We start from the raw sequence: 18,192 nt of genomic DNA on the forward strand, positions 1-18,192 counted from the left end.
GTTTGAAAAACGGGGCAACTAAATTTCTTAATATTTTTTTAAAGCACATACTTCTATTCTGTATGTTTTTTGGTTCCATAACATTTGTTGTGGCACAAGACACAGAAGAGCAGGAAATTGATTCTGTAAAAACAGGTTTCGATCTGGGGAGGATTCTTATTAAGAATCCAGAAAGTATTGTTTCAAAGTATATTTATGACCCTAAACTTGATCGTTATATCTATAATGAGAGTGTCGGCGATTTTAATATCGGTTATCCTGTAATTCTTACACCAGATCAATACTTTAAATTGGTTAGGGAAGAAGGTATAAAATCTTATTTCAAAGAAAAATCTGATGCTTATTCGGGTAAGAAAGAAGGTAGTGAAGAAGCTCGTAAAAACTTACTTCCAAATTTCTATGTCAATAATGATTTCTTTTCTACCATTTTTGGTGGTAATACTATTGAGATAATACCGCAAGGATCTGTTGCAATGGATCTTGGTGTTATTTGGCAGAAGAATGATAATCCTTCTTTATCACCAAGAAACAGAACGAATCTTTCTTTTGATTTTGATCAACGTATTAGCCTTAGTATGTTAGGTCAAATAGGGGAGCGTTTGCAGGTGACTGCCAATTATGATACCGAAGCAACTTTCGATTTTCAGAATATTGTAAAGTTAGATTACACACCTACCGAAGATGATATTATTCAATCTATTGAAGTAGGTAATGTAAATATGCCTCTTAATAGTTCGCTGATTCAAGGTGCACAGAGTTTATTCGGTGTTAAAACGAAATTGCAATTTGGTAAAACCTCTGTAACAGCTGTTTTTTCTGAGCAACGTTCGCAAAATAATACAGTAGTGGCACAAGGTGGTGGTACGTTAAATGAGTTCTCATTAACTGCTTTGGATTATGATGAAAACAGACACTTTTTCTTAGCACAGTATTTTAGAGATAACTACGACGCAGCACTTTCTTCTTATCCTTATATACAGAGTCAGGTACAAATTACCCGTATAGAAGTTTGGATTACGAACAGATCGCAACAAACATTGAATGTACGTAACGTTGTGGCTATTCAAGATTTAGGGGAATCAGATATTACGAAGACTAGGGTTGGTCAAAGTAATGGTAGCGGTGGCGGATTCTTTAATGGTCCTGCAGATTTAAGACCTAGAAACAATGCCAATGATTATGACCCGGCATTAATACTGACCAATAATGGTGCGTTAAATGACAATATTAGAGAAATTGCAACTGTAGAAAGCGGATTCAATGCCAATAGTTTTGCTGGTGGATATAGCCCTAACCAAGGTTTTGATTATGCGTATTTAGAAAATGCAAGAAAATTAGAGCAGGGTAGAGATTTCGATTTCAATACACAACTAGGGTATATCTCTTTAAACCAACGTTTAAGTAATGATGAGGTTTTAGGTGTTGCTTACCAGTATACATTTCAAGGCCAGGTATACCAAGTTGGTGAATTTGCCAATGGCGGTATAGAGGCAACAACGGTTACGCAGACTGTAAATACGGTAATAGAAAATAACACCCTGATTCTTAAACTTCTTAAAAGTAATATTACCAATATCACGGATCCTATTTGGGATTTGATGATGAAGAATATTTATGCAACCGGTGCCTATAGTTTAAGTCAAGAGGATTTTAAAATGAATATTCTATATTCTGATCCTACACCTAGAAACTATATTACACCAATAGTAGAAGGTCCTGGGTCTGGTTGGCCCGAAGGTTTAGAAGAAAGTATTCTTCTAAATGTCTTTAATCTCGATAGATTAAATGTTTATAATGATATACAACCTGGTGGTGACGGCTTCTTCGATTTTATTAGTGGTCAAACAATAGATGTACAGAATGGTCGTATCATCTTTACCAAAGTAGAGCCTTTTGGTGAATTTTTATATGAAAAACTACAAAATGGTAACAGCGGTCAGTATAATGTTACCTCTGGTTATAATGCCAACCAAGAGCAATATGTGTTTAGAGATATGTATTCTTTGACTAAAACAGCGGCACTTCAAGATCCCGAAAAAAATAAATTCATATTAAAAGGTTCTTATAAATCTGAAGGTAGTAATGGTATATCTATTGGTGCTTTTAACGTGCCCCAAGGTTCGGTTACGGTTACTGCAAATGGTAGAACATTGCAAGAGGGTATCGATTATACGGTAAACTATCAGTCGGGTACGGTGCAAATATTAGATCCAAGTTTAGAGGCTTCCAACGTGCCTATCAATATATCGGTAGAAAACAATGCGGTATTCGGACAACAAACACGTCGTTTTACAGGGGTAAATGTAGAACATCAATTTAATGAGAAATTTGTTTTAGGTGGTACATTATTAAACCTGAACGAAAGACCATTAACGCAAAAATCTACTTACGGGGTAGAATCTGTAAACAATACTATATTCGGGTTAAATACGAACTTTTCTACCGAGGTACCTTTCTTAACTCGTATGGTAAACAAGTTGCCAAATATTGATACTGACGTGCCTTCGAATATTTCTATTAGGGCAGAAATGGCTGCTTTAATACCTAGTTCACCTAAAAATGCTGATTTCGAGGGTGAGACTACAACATATTTAGATGATTTTGAAGGAGCACAGGCACTTATAGATATTAGAGCTTCCCTTGGGTGGTCTCTTGCTAGTATGCCTTTAGAATTCGGGAATAATGATCAGCCTTTTGGTAGTTCGCCAGAAGATTTGAATAACCTATTAAATGGTTATGGTAGAGCAAAACTATCTTGGTATACAATTGATCCAATTTTCTATACCAATCAAAGACCATCTACCGTAAGTGATGATGATCTTTCGACCAATGCAACACGTAGGGTATATATTGATGAGGTTTTTCCTGAGACCGATGTTGCTCAAGGGCAAACACAGGTACAGTCTACTTTAGATATGGTGTATTATCCAACCACTAAAGGTCCGTATAACAACAATCCTGATTTTCAAACGCAAGCACCGAACGATAAGTGGGGTGGTATGATGCGTTCTTTGAGCAGTACAGATTTTGAACAGAGTAATGTTGAATTCGTTCAGTTTTGGGTAATGGATCCTTATGTTGACGGTATTGCAAATGGTGCTGGTGAACTGGTTCTTAACTTGGGTAATATATCTGAAGATATTTTGCGCGATGGTAAAAAACAATATGAAAACGGATTGCCAGGGGTAAATAGTAACGATTTCGTTGCTCCAACTTCTTGGGGTGAGGTGCCAGCAACACAATCATTGGTATATGCTTTTGATGCAGACGAAAATAATAGAGGTTTACAAGATATTGGTTTTGATGGGTTAGATGATATTCGCGAAGCTGATGTGTATACCAATAACGGTGGTGATGACCCTGCATTAGATAACTATGGCTATTACCTAAATAGAGAAGGTAGTATTCTAGAGCGATATATAGACTTTAATAATCCTCAAGGTAACTCGCCTGTTTCTGTTACCAATACAGATAGAGGTTCTACAACATTACCAGATGTAGAAGATGTAGATAGAGATTTAACGATGAATACGGTGAACAGTTATTACGAGTACCGTATCTCTATTAAACCGAATACAACTATTAATGATCAGTATGTAACCGATATTATTGAAGGGACCGCTAGTGGGGAACCAAGAATATTGAATGGTGATGAAGTTAATTACAGATGGATTCAGTATAAAATTCCATTAAGTGATTTTACCGATGCCGTTGGTGGTATTACAGATTTTAGGTCTATAAGCTTTATGAGAATGTATATGACAGGGTTCAATAGCCCAACCATTCTACGTTTTGCAACTTTAGATTTGGTAAGGGGAGATTGGCGTACGTATACAAATACCTTACAAGATAAAAACATCGATAGTGACCCTTCTGATGATGGTACTACATTAGATGTAAATACCGTAAACATTGAAGAAAACAGTAGTAGAACTCCAATACCTTATGTACTGCCTCCTGGTGTTTTAAGAGAGCAATTGAACAATAATAATACAATCATTCGCCAGAACGAGCAATCTCTTTCTTTAACAGTCTCCAATTTGGAGTCTGAAGATTCGCGAGGGGTATTCAAAAATTTAAACGTAGATATACGTCAGTATGAGAAATTGAAAATGTTCATACATGCCGAAAAGATTATAGATAGCGATTATGCCGATACCTCTACACCATTAGTTGGTTTCTTGCGTATGGGTACAGATTTTACCCAAAACTACTATCAAATAGAATTACCATTAGAGTTTACGCCTTTTACCGCTGTAACTGAAGAGGAGGTATGGCCAGAAAATAATGAGATGAATATTGCGCTTAGCGATTTGACCAAGGTTAAATCGCAATGGATCGCCGATGGCGACTTAAGCGATGTGCGTTTCTTTGAAATTGATAACGGAGAAGTGATTCCGGTTGGTGAGTTCGATGTTCGTTCTCCTGGTAGAATTCGTATTGGTATTAAGGGTAACCCATCTTTAGGTAGTATTCGTACTATGATGGTGGGTGTAAAAAACCAAGATATATTGCCGGCACGTGGTGAGGTTTGGTTCAATGAACTTCGTCTTGCAGGTTTAGATAATAATGGTGGCTGGGCGGCAATTGCCGCGATTGATGGTAATATTGCAGATTTTGCGAATTTTAGTGCAACTGGTAGCAAAAGTACATCTGGTTTTGGGTCTATAGATCAAATGCCAAACGAGCGTGCCCGTGAAGATGCTATTTCTTACGATGTGGTTACCAATGTTAATGTTGGTCAATTGCTTCCTAAAAAATGGGGTATTCAGTTACCTGTCAATTACGGAATTTCAGAACAAATGATTACTCCCGAGTTTGATCCCGTATATGATGATTTAAAGTTAGAGGATCGAATAGCGGCCGAAGATACCCAAGAAGGTAAAGATGATGTTTTAGAGCAAGCTGAAGATTATACCAAGAGAACCAGTATTAACTTAATTGGTGTACGTAAAGATCGTGGCGAAGAGGCTGATGCTAATTTTTATGATATAGAAAACTTTACATTTAACTATAGCTATAACGAAACCGATCATCGCGATTTTGAGATTGCAGAGTTAAAAGAACAGAGTATAAATACAGGTTTTGTGTATAACCATAGTTTCGACCCTGTCGAGTTTGCTCCTTTTGCTAAAAAAGATTCCCTCTTTACAGGCAAGTACTGGAAATGGCTAAAAGATTTAAACTTAAACTTATTGCCATCTAATATCGGTGTTACCTCTAATATTAATAGACAGTTCAATGCGCAACGTTTTAGAGATGTGTATACAGATGGTGAAGACAGAATTCAATTGCCAGAATTACAGCAACGTAATTATTTATTCAACTGGCAATATGCGGTAAATTATAACCTGACCAAATCGCTTCGATTAAATCTTACAGGCTCGAATAATAATATTGTTAGAAATTACCTGAACGAAGATGAGCCATTAGAGTCGATAGATAGAATAAGAAATGAACTAGGTATGTGGGACGGCTTCTTTGATGTTGGTGAACCTAATAGACATTCTCAACAAATGCAGTTGAATTATGAAGTGCCTTTTTCTAAAATTCCTGCTTTAGATTTTATTAGTACACAGTATTCTTATACCAGTAATTTCGATTGGCAAAGAGGTGGTGATGCATTGTTTGAAGTAGCTGGTGAATATATCAATACCGTACAGAATGCAAATACGCATACAATAACGTCGTCTTTGACCATGCAGAAGTTCTATGATTTAATCGGACTTAAAAAGAGAGAAGCGCCAAAAGCAAAAAGCTCAGGACCGATTAGAAGAGATAAAGCAGGTGTGCCAACTGAAGATGAAGAAAAAATAAAAGGGAAGACCAGCGACTTGTTCAATACCGTTGTAGATATCGTTACTATGGTAAAGAGATTAAACTTGAACTATAGCGAGAATAATGGTACGGTGTTACCAGGGTATACACAATCTGTTGGTTTTATAGGTACCACTAAACCTACTGTTGGCTTCTTGTTCGGTAGTCAGGCAGATGTGCGTTTCGAAGCGGCTAGAAATGGTTGGCTTACAGGTTTCGAGCAGTTTAATGAGCAATTCATCCAAAGAACAAATAAACAATTGAATATTACCGCTACGGCACAACCTACAAAAGATATTACCATCGATTTGGTGGCTGATAGGCAGTATTCAGATAGTTATCAAGAGAATTTCAATGTAGTTGATCAAGAGTACAACTTACAGTTGGGTAACAATTATGGTAGTTTTAGTATTTCTACTATGATGATAGGTACCGCTTTCGGTAAGAGCGATGAATTTGATTCTAGTACTTTTCAAGAGTTTAAAGACAATAGAATTACGATTGCGAATAGAATAGCGGTAGAGCAAGGTATACCTGTAGATGCAAATGGAGAATTTCCAGAAGGGTACGGTAAAACACAACAAAGTGTTTTGTTACCGGCATTCTTTTCAGCGTATACAGGGCAAGATGCTGAACGTGTAAATTTAGATACGTTTAGAGATATTCCAATACCGAACTGGAGTATTAAGTATACCGGTCTTATGAAGAGTAAGTGGTTTAAAAAGAAATTCAAACGTTTTTCTTTAAGTCACGGTTATCGTGCATCATATAGTATTAACTCGTACCAAACGAATTTAGAGAAGGTGCAATTGATTAATGATGGTCAAGCTCCTATTAATGCAGAGAATCTTGATATTTTACCAGATTTAATTTTGAACAACGTGGTACTGACAGATGAGTTCAATCCGCTTATACGTGTAGATTTTGAAATGATCAATTCGGTAAGTGTATTGGCAGAGGTTAGAACAGATAGAGCATTATCATTAAGTTTTGATAATGATTTAATGACTGAAATTAATGGTAAGGAGTATACTGTTGGTTTAGGGTACCGTTTTAAAGATGTTAAATTTGTAACCAATATTGGTGGTAACAAAACCAGATTGAAAGGTGATTTAAACTTAAAAGCTGATGTTACCTTACGAGATAATATTACTATAATTAGAAATCTAGACATTAATAACAACCAAATAACATCTGGTCAAAATCTAATGTCATTGAAGTTTACTGCAGATTATGCGTTGAGCAAGAGCTTAAATGCGTTGTTCTTTTACGATCATTCGTTCTCTCAGTTTGCTGTTTCAACAGCATTTCCGCAAACAACTATTAATGCTGGGTTTACTATACGCTACAATTTCGGTAATTAAATTGGCCATTTACTTAAGAATAAATCGTTACTTTCTGCACACATTTAAACAAAACATAACATTGGTAAATATTTTGATAACCTAAGTTGAAAACTTTACATTTGCCGAAGTAAAAATTAATAAACGATTATAATGAATATACCAGCTGAATTAAAATATACAAAAGACCATGAATGGGTTAAGATTGAGGGTGATATTGCTATCGTAGGTATTACAGATTTCGCACAAGGTGAATTAGGTGATATTGTTTACGTTGAAGTAGATACCCTAGATGAAACTTTAGATCGTGAAGCTATTTTTGGTACGGTAGAGGCAGTAAAAACTGTTTCTGATTTATTCTCTCCTTTATCCGGCGAAATAGTTGAGTTCAATGAAGCGTTAGAAGATGAGCCAGAAAAAGTAAATTCTGATCCTTATGGAGACGGTTGGATGGTAAAAATAAAATTTAGCGATGCTAGCGAATTAGAAGATTTGTTGAGCGATGCTGCATACAAAGGGATTATTGGTGGTTAAAAACACTATTTATAAAGTACTTTTCATAAGCTGGATGATGTTTGTAACATTTTTCAGCTTATTTTCTTTGTCGGGTGTTGAGACCTCAGGTATTGATATACCGCATATAGACAAAGCGGTTCATTTTACCTTTTATTTCGGTGTAGTGGTACTCGGGTACTTGACGCTTTCTAAGCGAAATAGTACTATTAAGGGCAGGTCTAAGTTATTGTGGTACATGGTTTTGTTTGCCGTATGTTACGGCATAATAATTGAAATATTACAACATGTGGCAACTACAGATAGGCATGGTGATCCGTTAGATGCATTGGCGAATTCTACCGGTGCTCTTGTAGGAATGTTAGCCGTAAGAATTTTATTTTTTCGGATACCTGCATTAAAATGAAAATTTTAGTTGCAATTTTAAGGATTATTTAGTTAAATTAGCAATCACTAAATTGAATATATATGGAACCTAAAAAGAATCCAAAGGCGGATTTAACAAAGAACAGTAGTCTTTATTTCGTTATCGGTTTGTTCGCAGTAATGCTATTTACTTATGTAGCATTTGAGTGGAAAACGTATGATGAAGCAAATGATTATGATATTTCTATGAATGTGGATGATCTTTTAGATGAAGAGGTTCCAATGACCGAACAGATAAAAACACCGCCACCACCGCCACCACCAGCTGCACCTGAAATTATTGAGGTTGTTGAAGATGAAGAAGAGGTTGAAGAAACGGTAATTGAGTCTACTGAAACGAGTCAAGAAGAAGAAATCGTTGAGGTTGAAGATATTGCTGTCGACGAAATTGAAGAGGACGTAGATGTACCTTTCGCAGTTATTGAAGATGTACCTGTTTTTCCAGGTTGTGAAAGTGCACCAGATAAAAGAGCATGTTTTAACGAAATGATTCAAAAGCACATTGGTAAAAACTTCCGTTATCCAGAAATCGCTCAAGAAATGGGTGTTCAAGGTAGAGTAAGTGTTATGTTCGTTATACAGAAAGATGGTAGTATCGGTAACGTTAGAATGCGTGGTCCAGATAAGAACTTAGAAGCTGAAGCTGCTAGAATTATCAATAAGTTACCAAAAATGACTCCTGGTAAGCAGAGAGGTAGAGCGGTACGTGTTCCTTTTAGTATTCCAATTAACTTTAAATTACAATAGTATTTATTTACTGTTTAAATTATATAGAAAAAATCCTGAGCATATTGCTCAGGATTTTTTTTTGCCATAAACCTACGAACTCATCGATCCTTGATTTTTTGATGATTACTTTGAAAATGTCTTTTACGGTTATCAGTTTTTTAATTGTTCGCTATTTCTTTCAAGTCATTTAGTTCGCATTGTTAATACTTAAAATATTCTTTTTTCATTCTATTAGAAATAAAGCTTTAAGGTTGCAGAAATATGGTAGGGGGGTTATCTTTGTAGACCTATTTAAAAATTATGAAAACGGCTGTTGGTTCGACAAAAAGTAATGCTCTTGCATTAATATTTGCCGATTTTAAGGAGATTACCAAAGCTAGATTGGCTATTAGTGTCGTTTTTTCTTCCATCGCAGGTTATTTTTTAGGTGCTTACGAAATACAATGGTTTCAAGTTTTGCTGTTGGCTTTTGGTGGGTACTGTATGGTAGGTGCCAGTAATGCATATAATCAGGTCATAGAAAAAGATTTAGATGCATTAATGAAGCGGACTAAGAATAGACCTATCCCTACTGGTCGTATGTCCGTAAATACAGCAATGATTCTTGCTATTGTACTAACATTGATCGGTATATTTTCTCTATATCTTTTAAACCCTAAAACGGCAATGTTTGGGGCGATTTCCATATTTCTTTACACCAGTGTGTATACGCCTTTAAAAACAATTACCCCATTAGCGGTATTTGTTGGTGCCATACCCGGTGCCATACCTTTTATGTTAGGTTGGGTCGCTGCTACCGATGATTTCGGTATTGAGCCTGGTACCTTGTTTATGATTCAATTTTTCTGGCAGTTTCCGCATTTTTGGGCACTAGGGTGGATGTTAGATGATGATTATAGAAGCGGCGGATTTAAAATGTTGCCAACTGGTAAAAAAGATGGGGCGACCGTGTTGCAGATAATAATGTATACCATTTGGATGATGGCAGTATCTGTAATTCCTGTTTTTGGTATTACGGGTAGATTGCAACTTTCTATAGTTGCTGCGGTCATTATCTTTTTGATGGGGGCGGTAATGCTTGGTTTTGCTTTTCAATTATATAGAAAAAGAGATAATGTATCGGCAAGAAAGTTAATGTTGGCAAGTGTTACTTATATTACACTTATGCAAATAGTTTACGTAATAGATAAATTTTTAGCTTAATTATGGATTTAACACAAGGTACGGATCAGGAGAAAAATGCTAGGGCAAAAAAGATGATGCTTTGGTTTGGTATTATTAGCTTACTGATGGGTTTTGCAGGGTGGACAAGTGCTTACATTGTAAGTAGCTCAAGAGAAGACTGGTCTAGCGACATTACGCTACCAAATTCCTTTTTGTATAGTACGATAGTTATCATTATTAGTAGTCTTAGCTATATGATGGCAAAAAAGGCAATTCGAGAAGGAGAAAATTCTAGTGGTACTAAATGGCTGTTGGTAACGTTAGGTTTAGGAGTACTTTTTATATTTCTGCAATTTTCTGGTTTTTCTCAATTGGTGGCCGAAGGGTACTACTTTACCGGACCTACAAGTAGTATAAAAGTATCTTATGTATTTTTGATTGCAATGGTGCATGTGGTGCATGTTATTGCGGGTATGATATCTTTATTGGTGGTATTGTACAATCAAAACAAAGGAAAATATAGTAAAGAGAACTATTTAGGTGTTACCTTAGGGGCAACATTTTGGCATTTCTTAGATTTATTATGGGTCTATTTGGTGTTATTTATGTTCTTTGTGAAATAAAAAGTGTATCAAAATTAGTTTTGAGTCAAATTGCGTTTTTAAATAGTTCAAAAAAATGTAAATTTGCTAAAGTTTTATTAAAACGATAATTAGTATATGAATTCTACGGTGACTACGGGAACGGAAACAAGCGTATGGGGTGGTGGCAATCAGCCTCTAGGAGCAAGCTACGGCAAATTAATGATGTGGTTTTTCCTTGTATCGGATGCGTTAACTTTCTCTGGATTTTTAGCAGCATACGGCTTTTCAAGATTTAAATTTATTGAAACATGGCCAATAGCGGACGAAGTGTTTACACACGTTCCTTTCTTTCATGGAAATTACCCCATGATTTATGTTGCACTGATGACTTTTGTTTTGATTATGTCATCTGTAACTATGGTGTTAGCAGTTGATGCTGGTCATAAAATGAAACAGAATGCGGTAACATGGTACATGTTCGCTACTGTAATAGGAGGTATAATCTTTGTTGGTTCTCAAGCTTGGGAATGGGGTACTTTTATTAAAGGTGACCATGGTGCTTTAGAAACTAAAGGTGGTAGAATATTACAATTCGTAAAAGCTGATACAGGTGAGAGAGCTTCATTAGCAGATTTTGCGGCTTCTATACCAGATGATAGAGTTATACACGAAAGAAAGAACGGACTTTGGTTTTTTCAAGAGCCGACATTAACTAGTGTTTCACTAACAGAGGTTGTTGAAGGGTTTAAAGCTGATTCTAATATTTTGATTAGAACTGAACAAATCAACGAAGAAGGTGAAAAAACACTTTTAGATAGAAAGGCTTCTTTGGCAAAATTGGCAGAAGCAACACAAGTTGTAGAAGGCGCTAACTTGATTCATAATGAATATGGAAGTAGACTTTTTGCTGACTTCTTTTTCTTTATTACAGGTTTTCACGGTTTCCACGTATTCTCGGGTGTAGTAATTAATATTATCATTTTCTTTAATGTTGTTATTGGTACTTATGAGAGAAGAGGTCATTATGAAATGGTTGAGAAGGTCGGATTGTACTGGCACTTTGTAGATTTAGTTTGGGTATTTGTATTTACCTTCTTCTACTTAGTATAACCCAATAAGAAAAAACAGTAGTACTGAAAATAGAATTTTAGATTAAAGTAAAATGGCAGACGGACATAAATTAGAAATTTTTAGAGGACTTGTAAAGTTCAAATCTAACACACAGAAAATCTGGGGAGTATTAGCTTTTTTAACCTTGATAACTGCAGTAGAAGTAGTATTAGGTATTATTAAGCCAGCATCTTTGACCGATACTTTTGTATTGGGTATGAAATTGATCAACTGGATTTTCATTATTTTAACTTTGGTTAAAGCGTATTATATTGCTTGGGATTTTATGCACTTACGTGATGAGAAGTCTGCTTTAAGAAGAGCTATAGTATGGACACCAATATTTTTGGTTATCTATCTAGTATTTATTCTTCTTGTAGAGGCAGATTATATCTATAATGTTTATAAAGATGGCTTTGTAAGTTGGAATTTCTAAGTTATAATTAACAGTATTAAAAGACGGTTTTATAACCGTCTTTTTTATTTTTGTATAGTTTGTATTTTAATAGTTATTTCTGTTGAGACTTTTTAAAATGTTTCAATAACTAGTCTACTTGATTTATGAAAAAGACCTTCGTACTTGTTGTTTTATTTGTGCTACCTATTGTGGCATATTTATTCTTTGCTTCTGGGGTTACAAATTTTGGTAAGCTGTCTGAACTGACTAAAAATGTTCAAGAATTAGATTTTTCTAATCAAACCAAGTTCAAAGGCAATATTACCGTATTAGGCTTTTTAGGGTCTGATGTGGAAGGTAGAAAAGGAAATGCGTTTAATTTAAATCAAAAGATATATAAACGCTTCTACGAGTTTAAAGACTTCCAATTTGTAATGGTTGTTGCTAATGATACCGAAGGTGAAGTTGAGGCACTTAAAGCAGAACTGGCTACACTAGCAGATAACGATAAATGGAATTTCGTATATGCTAACGATACTCAAATAAAGGATCTTTTTAATAGCTTAAAAACTGATCTGGTATTAGATGAGAATAACAGCACTCCCTATGTTTTTATAATAGATAAGGATCGAACACTTAGAGGTAGGTCAGATGATGAAGATGATGGTACTAAATATGGTTTCAATTCTAATTCTATTTCTGATTTGAATAATAAAATGATAGATGACACAAAAATCGTATTGGCAGAATACAGGCTCGCTTTAAAAAAGAATAATGCTGATCAATCTAAATAATGAATAAAAAATATACATATGTTTGGGTTTCTTTAATTGTTCTAATTTTTGGCATTATTGTAGTACCAAGAATAGTAGAAAGATTGTCTTCGGGATCAGTGGTTGAAAATGACCGTTTAAATGTTTCAGGTAAAAAAGTCGATGATAAACTTGGGTATATTTTATTAGATGGCAAGCGAAGAAAAGTACCTGCTTTTGAATTTATAAATCAAGATAGTGTCGTTGTATCCGATAAAGATTATTTAGGTAAGGTGTATGTGGTAGATTTCTTTTTCACCAGATGCCCAAGTATCTGTCCGGTAATGACAACGAACCTAGTTGACGTACAAAAGCATTTTAACGATGCTGATGATTTTGCAATAGCATCATTTAGTATTACCCCAGATTTTGATACACCTCAAGTGCTAAGAAGCTATAAAGAGAAATATAAGATTAAAGATGAAAACTGGAATTTAATGACAGGTGATCATGCAGGTGTATATGAATTGGCAAACGCAGGTTTCAATATTTTTGCAGCAGAAATGCCAGATGTTCCTGGTGGCTTTGAACATTCAGGTTTGTTTGCCCTAGTAGATAAAGATGGTTACTTACGTTCAAGAAAAGATGAGTTTGGTAACCCTATAGTATATTACCGAGGAGCTATTCTAGAAGAAAAAGGAGTAAATGATCACGGTGAAACAGAAGAAATTAGTATCCTAAAAGATGATATTAAGAAATTGTTAGACGAATAAGATATTAGTATGCAAGGGAGTGTAAAAGACGAGAAAAAGTTTAATAGATTAATTGCGGTTGTTTCTATTATTATACCAATAGTGGTAGCAATCCTCTTTGGTGTTAAGTTGCCTAATGTAGCCCCTCTTTCATTTTTACCCCCGATTTATGCTACAATAAATGGAATTACGGCAGTACTATTGTTGGTAGCTGTTTGGGCTATTAAAAATGGCAATCAAAAGTTGCATCAAAATGTAATGACTACGAACATAGCATTGTCATTATTATTTCTAATCATGTATATAGCCTATCACATGACATCAGATTCTACGAGTTATGGTGGTGAGGGTGCAATTAGATATGTTTACTATTTTATTTTAATTACTCATATCGTATTGTCTATTGCTTTAATTCCTTTAGTGCTTAGAACATATGCTATGGCATATTTAAAGAAATTTGAAGATCACATGGCATTGGCAAAATATACTTTTCCTGTATGGTTATATGTTGCCGTTACCGGTGTTGTAGTGTATTTAATGATATCTCCGTACTATGCATACTAAACATGTTTTCTTATTAGTAGTAGTTTTGTTTCTATTGATTCCTTTAGATGCTGAAGCGCAATGCGCAATGTGTAGAGCGGTTTTGGAAAGTGAATCTTCTGGTAAAGCCGCAGAAGGCATTAATAATGGTATCGTTTACCTAATGGCAGTACCATATGTATTGGTTGCAGGTCTCTTCTATTTTATCTACAAAAAGATGAGGGCTTAGGTTTTTTTATATTTTTTTATCAAATAGTGTAACAATCTGGCATTTGGTTAGTCTTATGATTGTGTGATACTTGTATCGCATTCATCAATCAATCAAGTAAACTAATCAATCAATCATATGTTCGACTTAGAACGTTGGCAAGAAATTTTCGATACTATTCGTAAGAATAAATTACGAACATTTCTTACCGGACTTTCCGTTGCTTCAGGTATTTTTATTCTAGTTATTTTATTGGGTTTTGGTCAAGGCATGCAAAATGGCATAGCCAAAGAGTTCGAACAAGATGCAGCTACTAGTGTTTGGGTGTGGCCAGGTGTTACTACAATAGAATATAAGGGTATGAACCCTGGTAGACCTATTCAATTTCGTAATGAGAATTACGATATGGCGGCTACCTTATTCGAAGACCAAATAGAGAATAAATCTCCAAGATTATTTGTTAGAGATGTATTCGTAAACTACGGTAGTGAGTCTTTAGCTTATAACGTTCAGGGAGTTTCTAATCAGTTTCAATTCATTGAAAATGAGTTTATGACCTTGGGTCGTTTTCTAAATCAGCAAGATGTAGCTTCTAAGGCTAAAGTGGCAATCATCAGTAATAAGATTAATCGTGAAGTATTTGCAGAACTAGAAAGTCCTGTAGGGGAGTTTTTAGACCTGTCTGGCATTCCTTTTAAAATTGTTGGTGTCTATGGTGATATTGGAGGCGAACGTGAAGAAGACCGTATTTATATTCCTGTAAGTACCGCGCAACAGGTTTTTAATGACGCAGATCACCTAAATAATTTATCCTATACGTTACCGGCAGTAGAAGACTTCGAAACTGCCGTGGCGCAATCCATCAAATTTAAACGTGAACTTCAATCATATTTGCAAAAAGCACATACGGTATCACCTGAAGATACAAGTGCAATTCAAGTATATAACCCTATGGAAGAGGCTAAACGCTTCTATTCTTTAATGGGTGGTATTAAATTCTTCTTTTGGTTTGTTGGGGTTTGTACTATAATCGCTGGTATTGTTGGCGTAAGTAATATCATGTTGATTGTGGTTAAAGAACGCACGAGAGAAATAGGTATACGAAAAGCACTTGGTGCTAAGCCATGGTCAATTGTGGGTATGATTCTACATGAAGCAATTTTTATAACGGCAATTGCAGGTTTTACGGGGCTCATTTTAAGTATGGGCCTGTTGGAAATTGTGGGTCCGCATGTGGAGGTAGATTATGTATTAAATCCCTCTGTAAATTTCAATGTTGCCTTAACTACTGTATTTGTATTGATTTTCGCAGGAGCTGTTGCGGGATTTTTCCCGGCGTGGCGAGCGGCTAAGATTCATGTAATAGAGGCGTTAAAAGACGAATAGTAAACTAACGAAAAAGTGTAACTAATTAAGATAGTACCATGTTCAATAGAGACCGTTGGAAAGAAATCTTAGAAGTATTGTCTAGCAATGTATTTAGAACATTGGCTACATCTTTTGGGGTGGGTTGGGGTATTTTTATTCTAATTATACTACTTGCTGCAGGTAAAGGTTTAGAAAATGGCATTCGTGCAGATTTTGGCGATATCGCTACCAATACCATGTTCATGTGGTCACGAAATACGACCATGCCATATAAAGGGTTGCCAAAAGGAAGGCGCTTTAGTTTTAAGATAGAAGATGTACAATCTATAAAAGATAATATACCTAATTTAAGATTCATCTCTCCCCGAAATCAATTAGGCGGATTCGGTGGTGGTAATAATGTGGTTCGCGGATTAAAAACTGGAGCTTTCAATGTCTACGGAGATTATCCAGAAATCATACGGCAAGAACCCATGACCATTACTTCTGGTAGGTTTGTAAATCATAATGATATTCAAGATAAAAGAAAAATTGCAGTTATCGGTGTGGGTGTACGAAATGAACTTTATGATAGAGGAGAAAAAGTACTAGGAACCTATATTAAAATTCAGGGAGTCAATTTTATGGTGGTAGGTACATACCAAAAGAAAGATAGTGGTGGTGGAGAAGAAGGTCAGAAAGAAATTTATGTTCCATTTACCGCTTTTTCTCAGGCTTTTAATATGGGTAACGATGTCGGGTGGATGGCGATTACCGCACTAGATGGTAGTTCTATTTCTAATCTCAAAGAAAAAATTGTAAATGTCGTTAAGGAGAATAGAAAAATTCACCCCGATGATAAACGCGCTGTTGGGTATTTTGATTTGTATGAACAGTATAATCGTGTAGAAAGTTTGTTCGGTGCATTACGTTGGGTAGCTTATTTTGTAGGTGTGCTGGTGCTACTATCCGGTATAATTGGAGTCAGTAATATTATGCTGATTGTCATAAAAGAACGAACAAAAGAAATCGGAATTCGTAGGGCTTTGGGCGAAGCGCCATGGTCTATTAAAAAACAAATCTTAATGGAGTCGATTTTCCTAACAATCATATCGGGAATGATTGGCATTGTTTTCGGTGCGGCATTTATATATGGCGTCAATGCCGTGCTCGACTCCGTTGGGCCTGTAGATATGTTTGTAAACCCTAGTGTAAGTTTGGGTGTAGTAGTCAGTGCCCTGGTCATTTTAATATTTTCCGGATTGTTAGCGGGCTTCATACCTGCGCAAAGTGCCATCAAAATACGACCAATTGAAGCTTTAAGAACAGAATAATAGTATCATCAAAATATAACCAATCAAAAAATGAAAAAGTCAACAACAATTATCATCCTGCTAACTATAGTACTAGCCTTTGGTGGATCTATGTTTTATTTGTATTCAAAAAATGCAGAAGACCCAGTGGTATATGAAACAGAAGAACCTTCTAAACAGACCATTATTAAAAAAACCATGGCTACGGGCAGTATTCTTCCGTTAGAGGAAGTACTAATTAAACCGAATATATCGGGAGTGATAGAGAAGATTTTCGTAGAAGGTGGCGATTATGTAAAGTCTGGCGATCTGCTGTGTACCATTAAAGTAGTACCTAATTTAAGTGCCTTAAATGATGCCAGAAATAATATTAATGAATCAAAAATTAACTTAGACAATCAATTGCGTAATTTAGAACGTCAAAAAGGATTGTTCTCAAAAGGGGTAATTTCTAAAGTAGATTTAGAGCGAGCTCAATTAAGCTATGACCAATCAAAGCAATCTTACGCTGCTGCTAATAAAAGATATGATATTGTAAAAACGGGTACGACGGCTGGTTTTGGTAATGCCGCAAATACACAAATTAGGGCAACGGTTAGTGGTATGGTACTAGAAGTGCCTGTAGAAGTGGGTAATCAAGTTATCGAAAGTAATAACTTTAATGAAGGTACTACCATTGCAGCTATTGCAGATGTTGATAAAATGATTTTTGAAGGTAAGGTAGATGAGTCCGAAGTTGGGAAAATTAAAGAGAATCTGCCTTTAGAAATTACTGTTGGTGCCATAGAAGATAAAGTGTTCGATGCTGTTTTGGACTATATAGCTCCGAAAGGGAATGAAGAAAATGGCGCGATACAGTTTGAAATTAAGGGGACACTTAAAAAACAAGATTCGGTATTCATTAGAGCAGGTTTAAGTGCTAACGCATCTATAATTTTAGCCCGTGCAGATAATGTTTTAGCAGTAAAAGAAGCTTTGGTACAGTTCGATGATAAAACTAAAAATCCATTTGTAGAAATTGCTACAGGTAATCAACAATTTGAAAGAAGAGATATTGAGTTAGGTATTAGCGATGGTATTTTTGTTCAAGTAACTTCTGGCATAAAAGAGGGCGAAAAAATTAAGGTTTGGAACGAGGTAAAACCAGACGAGCTTGCTGATAACGAATAAAGTAAAATAAATAATAAAATTCAT

15 protein-coding genes are annotated in these 18,192 nt (G+C 35.5%); all 15 read left to right on the forward strand.

Annotated features, from left to right (window positions below; translation table 11 throughout):
- Nucleotides 1–2 precede the first annotated feature (2 nt).
- The 15 genes from sprA (at nt 3) to ACPF9A_RS13645 (ending at nt 18,168) form a co-directional block, all read left to right on the forward strand.
- Nucleotides 3–7,181: a cell surface protein SprA gene (sprA, locus tag ACPF9A_RS13575; RefSeq protein ID WP_423997741.1), complete on the forward strand. Its 7,179-nt coding sequence runs from the start codon at nt 3–5 to the stop codon at nt 7,179–7,181.
- A 132-nt stretch (nt 7,182–7,313) separates the two neighbouring features.
- On the forward strand, nt 7,314–7,694 hold the full coding sequence (gcvH, locus tag ACPF9A_RS13580) for a glycine cleavage system protein GcvH (protein WP_423997743.1): 381 nt from the start codon (nt 7,314–7,316) through the stop codon (nt 7,692–7,694).
- Complete coding sequence (locus ACPF9A_RS13585; RefSeq protein WP_423997745.1) at nt 7,663–8,079, forward strand: VanZ family protein; 417 nt, start codon at nt 7,663–7,665, stop codon at nt 8,077–8,079. Before gcvH ends, ACPF9A_RS13585 begins: the two co-directional genes overlap by 32 nt.
- Before the next feature lie 62 nt (nt 8,080–8,141).
- Nucleotides 8,142–8,846, forward strand: coding sequence for an energy transducer TonB (locus ACPF9A_RS13590; RefSeq protein WP_423997747.1), 705 nt, complete (start codon nt 8,142–8,144; stop codon nt 8,844–8,846).
- A gap of 282 nt (nt 8,847–9,128) precedes the next feature.
- Complete coding sequence (gene cyoE, locus ACPF9A_RS13595) at nt 9,129–10,031, forward strand: heme o synthase (protein WP_423997749.1); 903 nt, start codon at nt 9,129–9,131, stop codon at nt 10,029–10,031.
- A 2-nt stretch (nt 10,032–10,033) separates the two neighbouring features.
- Nucleotides 10,034–10,615 (forward strand): cytochrome c oxidase subunit 3, encoded by a 582-nt coding sequence (locus tag ACPF9A_RS13600; RefSeq protein WP_423997752.1) that lies wholly within the window; start codon nt 10,034–10,036, stop codon nt 10,613–10,615.
- A 96-nt stretch (nt 10,616–10,711) separates the two neighbouring features.
- Nucleotides 10,712–11,686, forward strand: coding sequence for a cytochrome c oxidase subunit 3 (locus tag ACPF9A_RS13605; RefSeq protein WP_423997754.1), 975 nt, complete (start codon nt 10,712–10,714; stop codon nt 11,684–11,686).
- 52 nt (nt 11,687–11,738) lie between these two features.
- Nucleotides 11,739–12,122 carry a cytochrome C oxidase subunit IV family protein gene (locus ACPF9A_RS13610; RefSeq protein WP_423997756.1) on the forward strand — a complete coding sequence of 128 codons (384 nt, stop codon included), beginning with the start codon at nt 11,739–11,741 and terminating at the stop codon, nt 12,120–12,122.
- Between the two features lie 125 nt (nt 12,123–12,247).
- On the forward strand, nt 12,248–12,877 hold the full coding sequence (locus ACPF9A_RS13615) for a hypothetical protein (protein ID WP_423997758.1): 630 nt from the start codon (nt 12,248–12,250) through the stop codon (nt 12,875–12,877).
- A complete protein-coding gene (locus ACPF9A_RS13620; RefSeq protein ID WP_423997760.1) occupies nt 12,877–13,608 on the forward strand; it encodes an SCO family protein in 732 nt (243 codons plus the stop codon). Before ACPF9A_RS13615 ends, ACPF9A_RS13620 begins: the two co-directional genes overlap by 1 nt.
- Before the next feature lie 9 nt (nt 13,609–13,617).
- Nucleotides 13,618–14,151: a DUF420 domain-containing protein gene (locus ACPF9A_RS13625; RefSeq protein ID WP_423997762.1), complete on the forward strand. Its 534-nt coding sequence runs from the start codon at nt 13,618–13,620 to the stop codon at nt 14,149–14,151.
- Nucleotides 14,141–14,359 (forward strand): hypothetical protein, encoded by a 219-nt coding sequence (locus ACPF9A_RS13630; protein ID WP_423997764.1) that lies wholly within the window; start codon nt 14,141–14,143, stop codon nt 14,357–14,359. The genes ACPF9A_RS13625 and ACPF9A_RS13630 overlap by 11 nt, the downstream gene beginning before the upstream one ends.
- A 117-nt stretch (nt 14,360–14,476) precedes the next feature.
- Nucleotides 14,477–15,724, forward strand: a complete 1,248-nt coding sequence (locus ACPF9A_RS13635; protein ID WP_423997766.1) for an ABC transporter permease — start codon at nt 14,477–14,479, stop codon at nt 15,722–15,724.
- Nucleotides 15,725–15,762: 38 nt separating this feature from the next.
- Nucleotides 15,763–17,019 (forward strand): ABC transporter permease, encoded by a 1,257-nt coding sequence (locus ACPF9A_RS13640; RefSeq protein WP_423997768.1) that lies wholly within the window; start codon nt 15,763–15,765, stop codon nt 17,017–17,019.
- Between the two features lie 30 nt (nt 17,020–17,049).
- The gene (locus tag ACPF9A_RS13645) at nt 17,050–18,168 is read left to right on the forward strand and encodes an efflux RND transporter periplasmic adaptor subunit (RefSeq protein WP_423997770.1); all 1,119 of its coding nucleotides are present in this window, start codon (nt 17,050–17,052) and stop codon (nt 18,166–18,168) included.
- Nucleotides 18,169–18,192 lie beyond the last annotated feature (24 nt).

Source organism: Maribacter sp. IgM3_T14_3 (assembly GCF_049603095.1).
In the GTDB taxonomy this organism is placed as follows: domain Bacteria; phylum Bacteroidota; class Bacteroidia; order Flavobacteriales; family Flavobacteriaceae; genus Maribacter.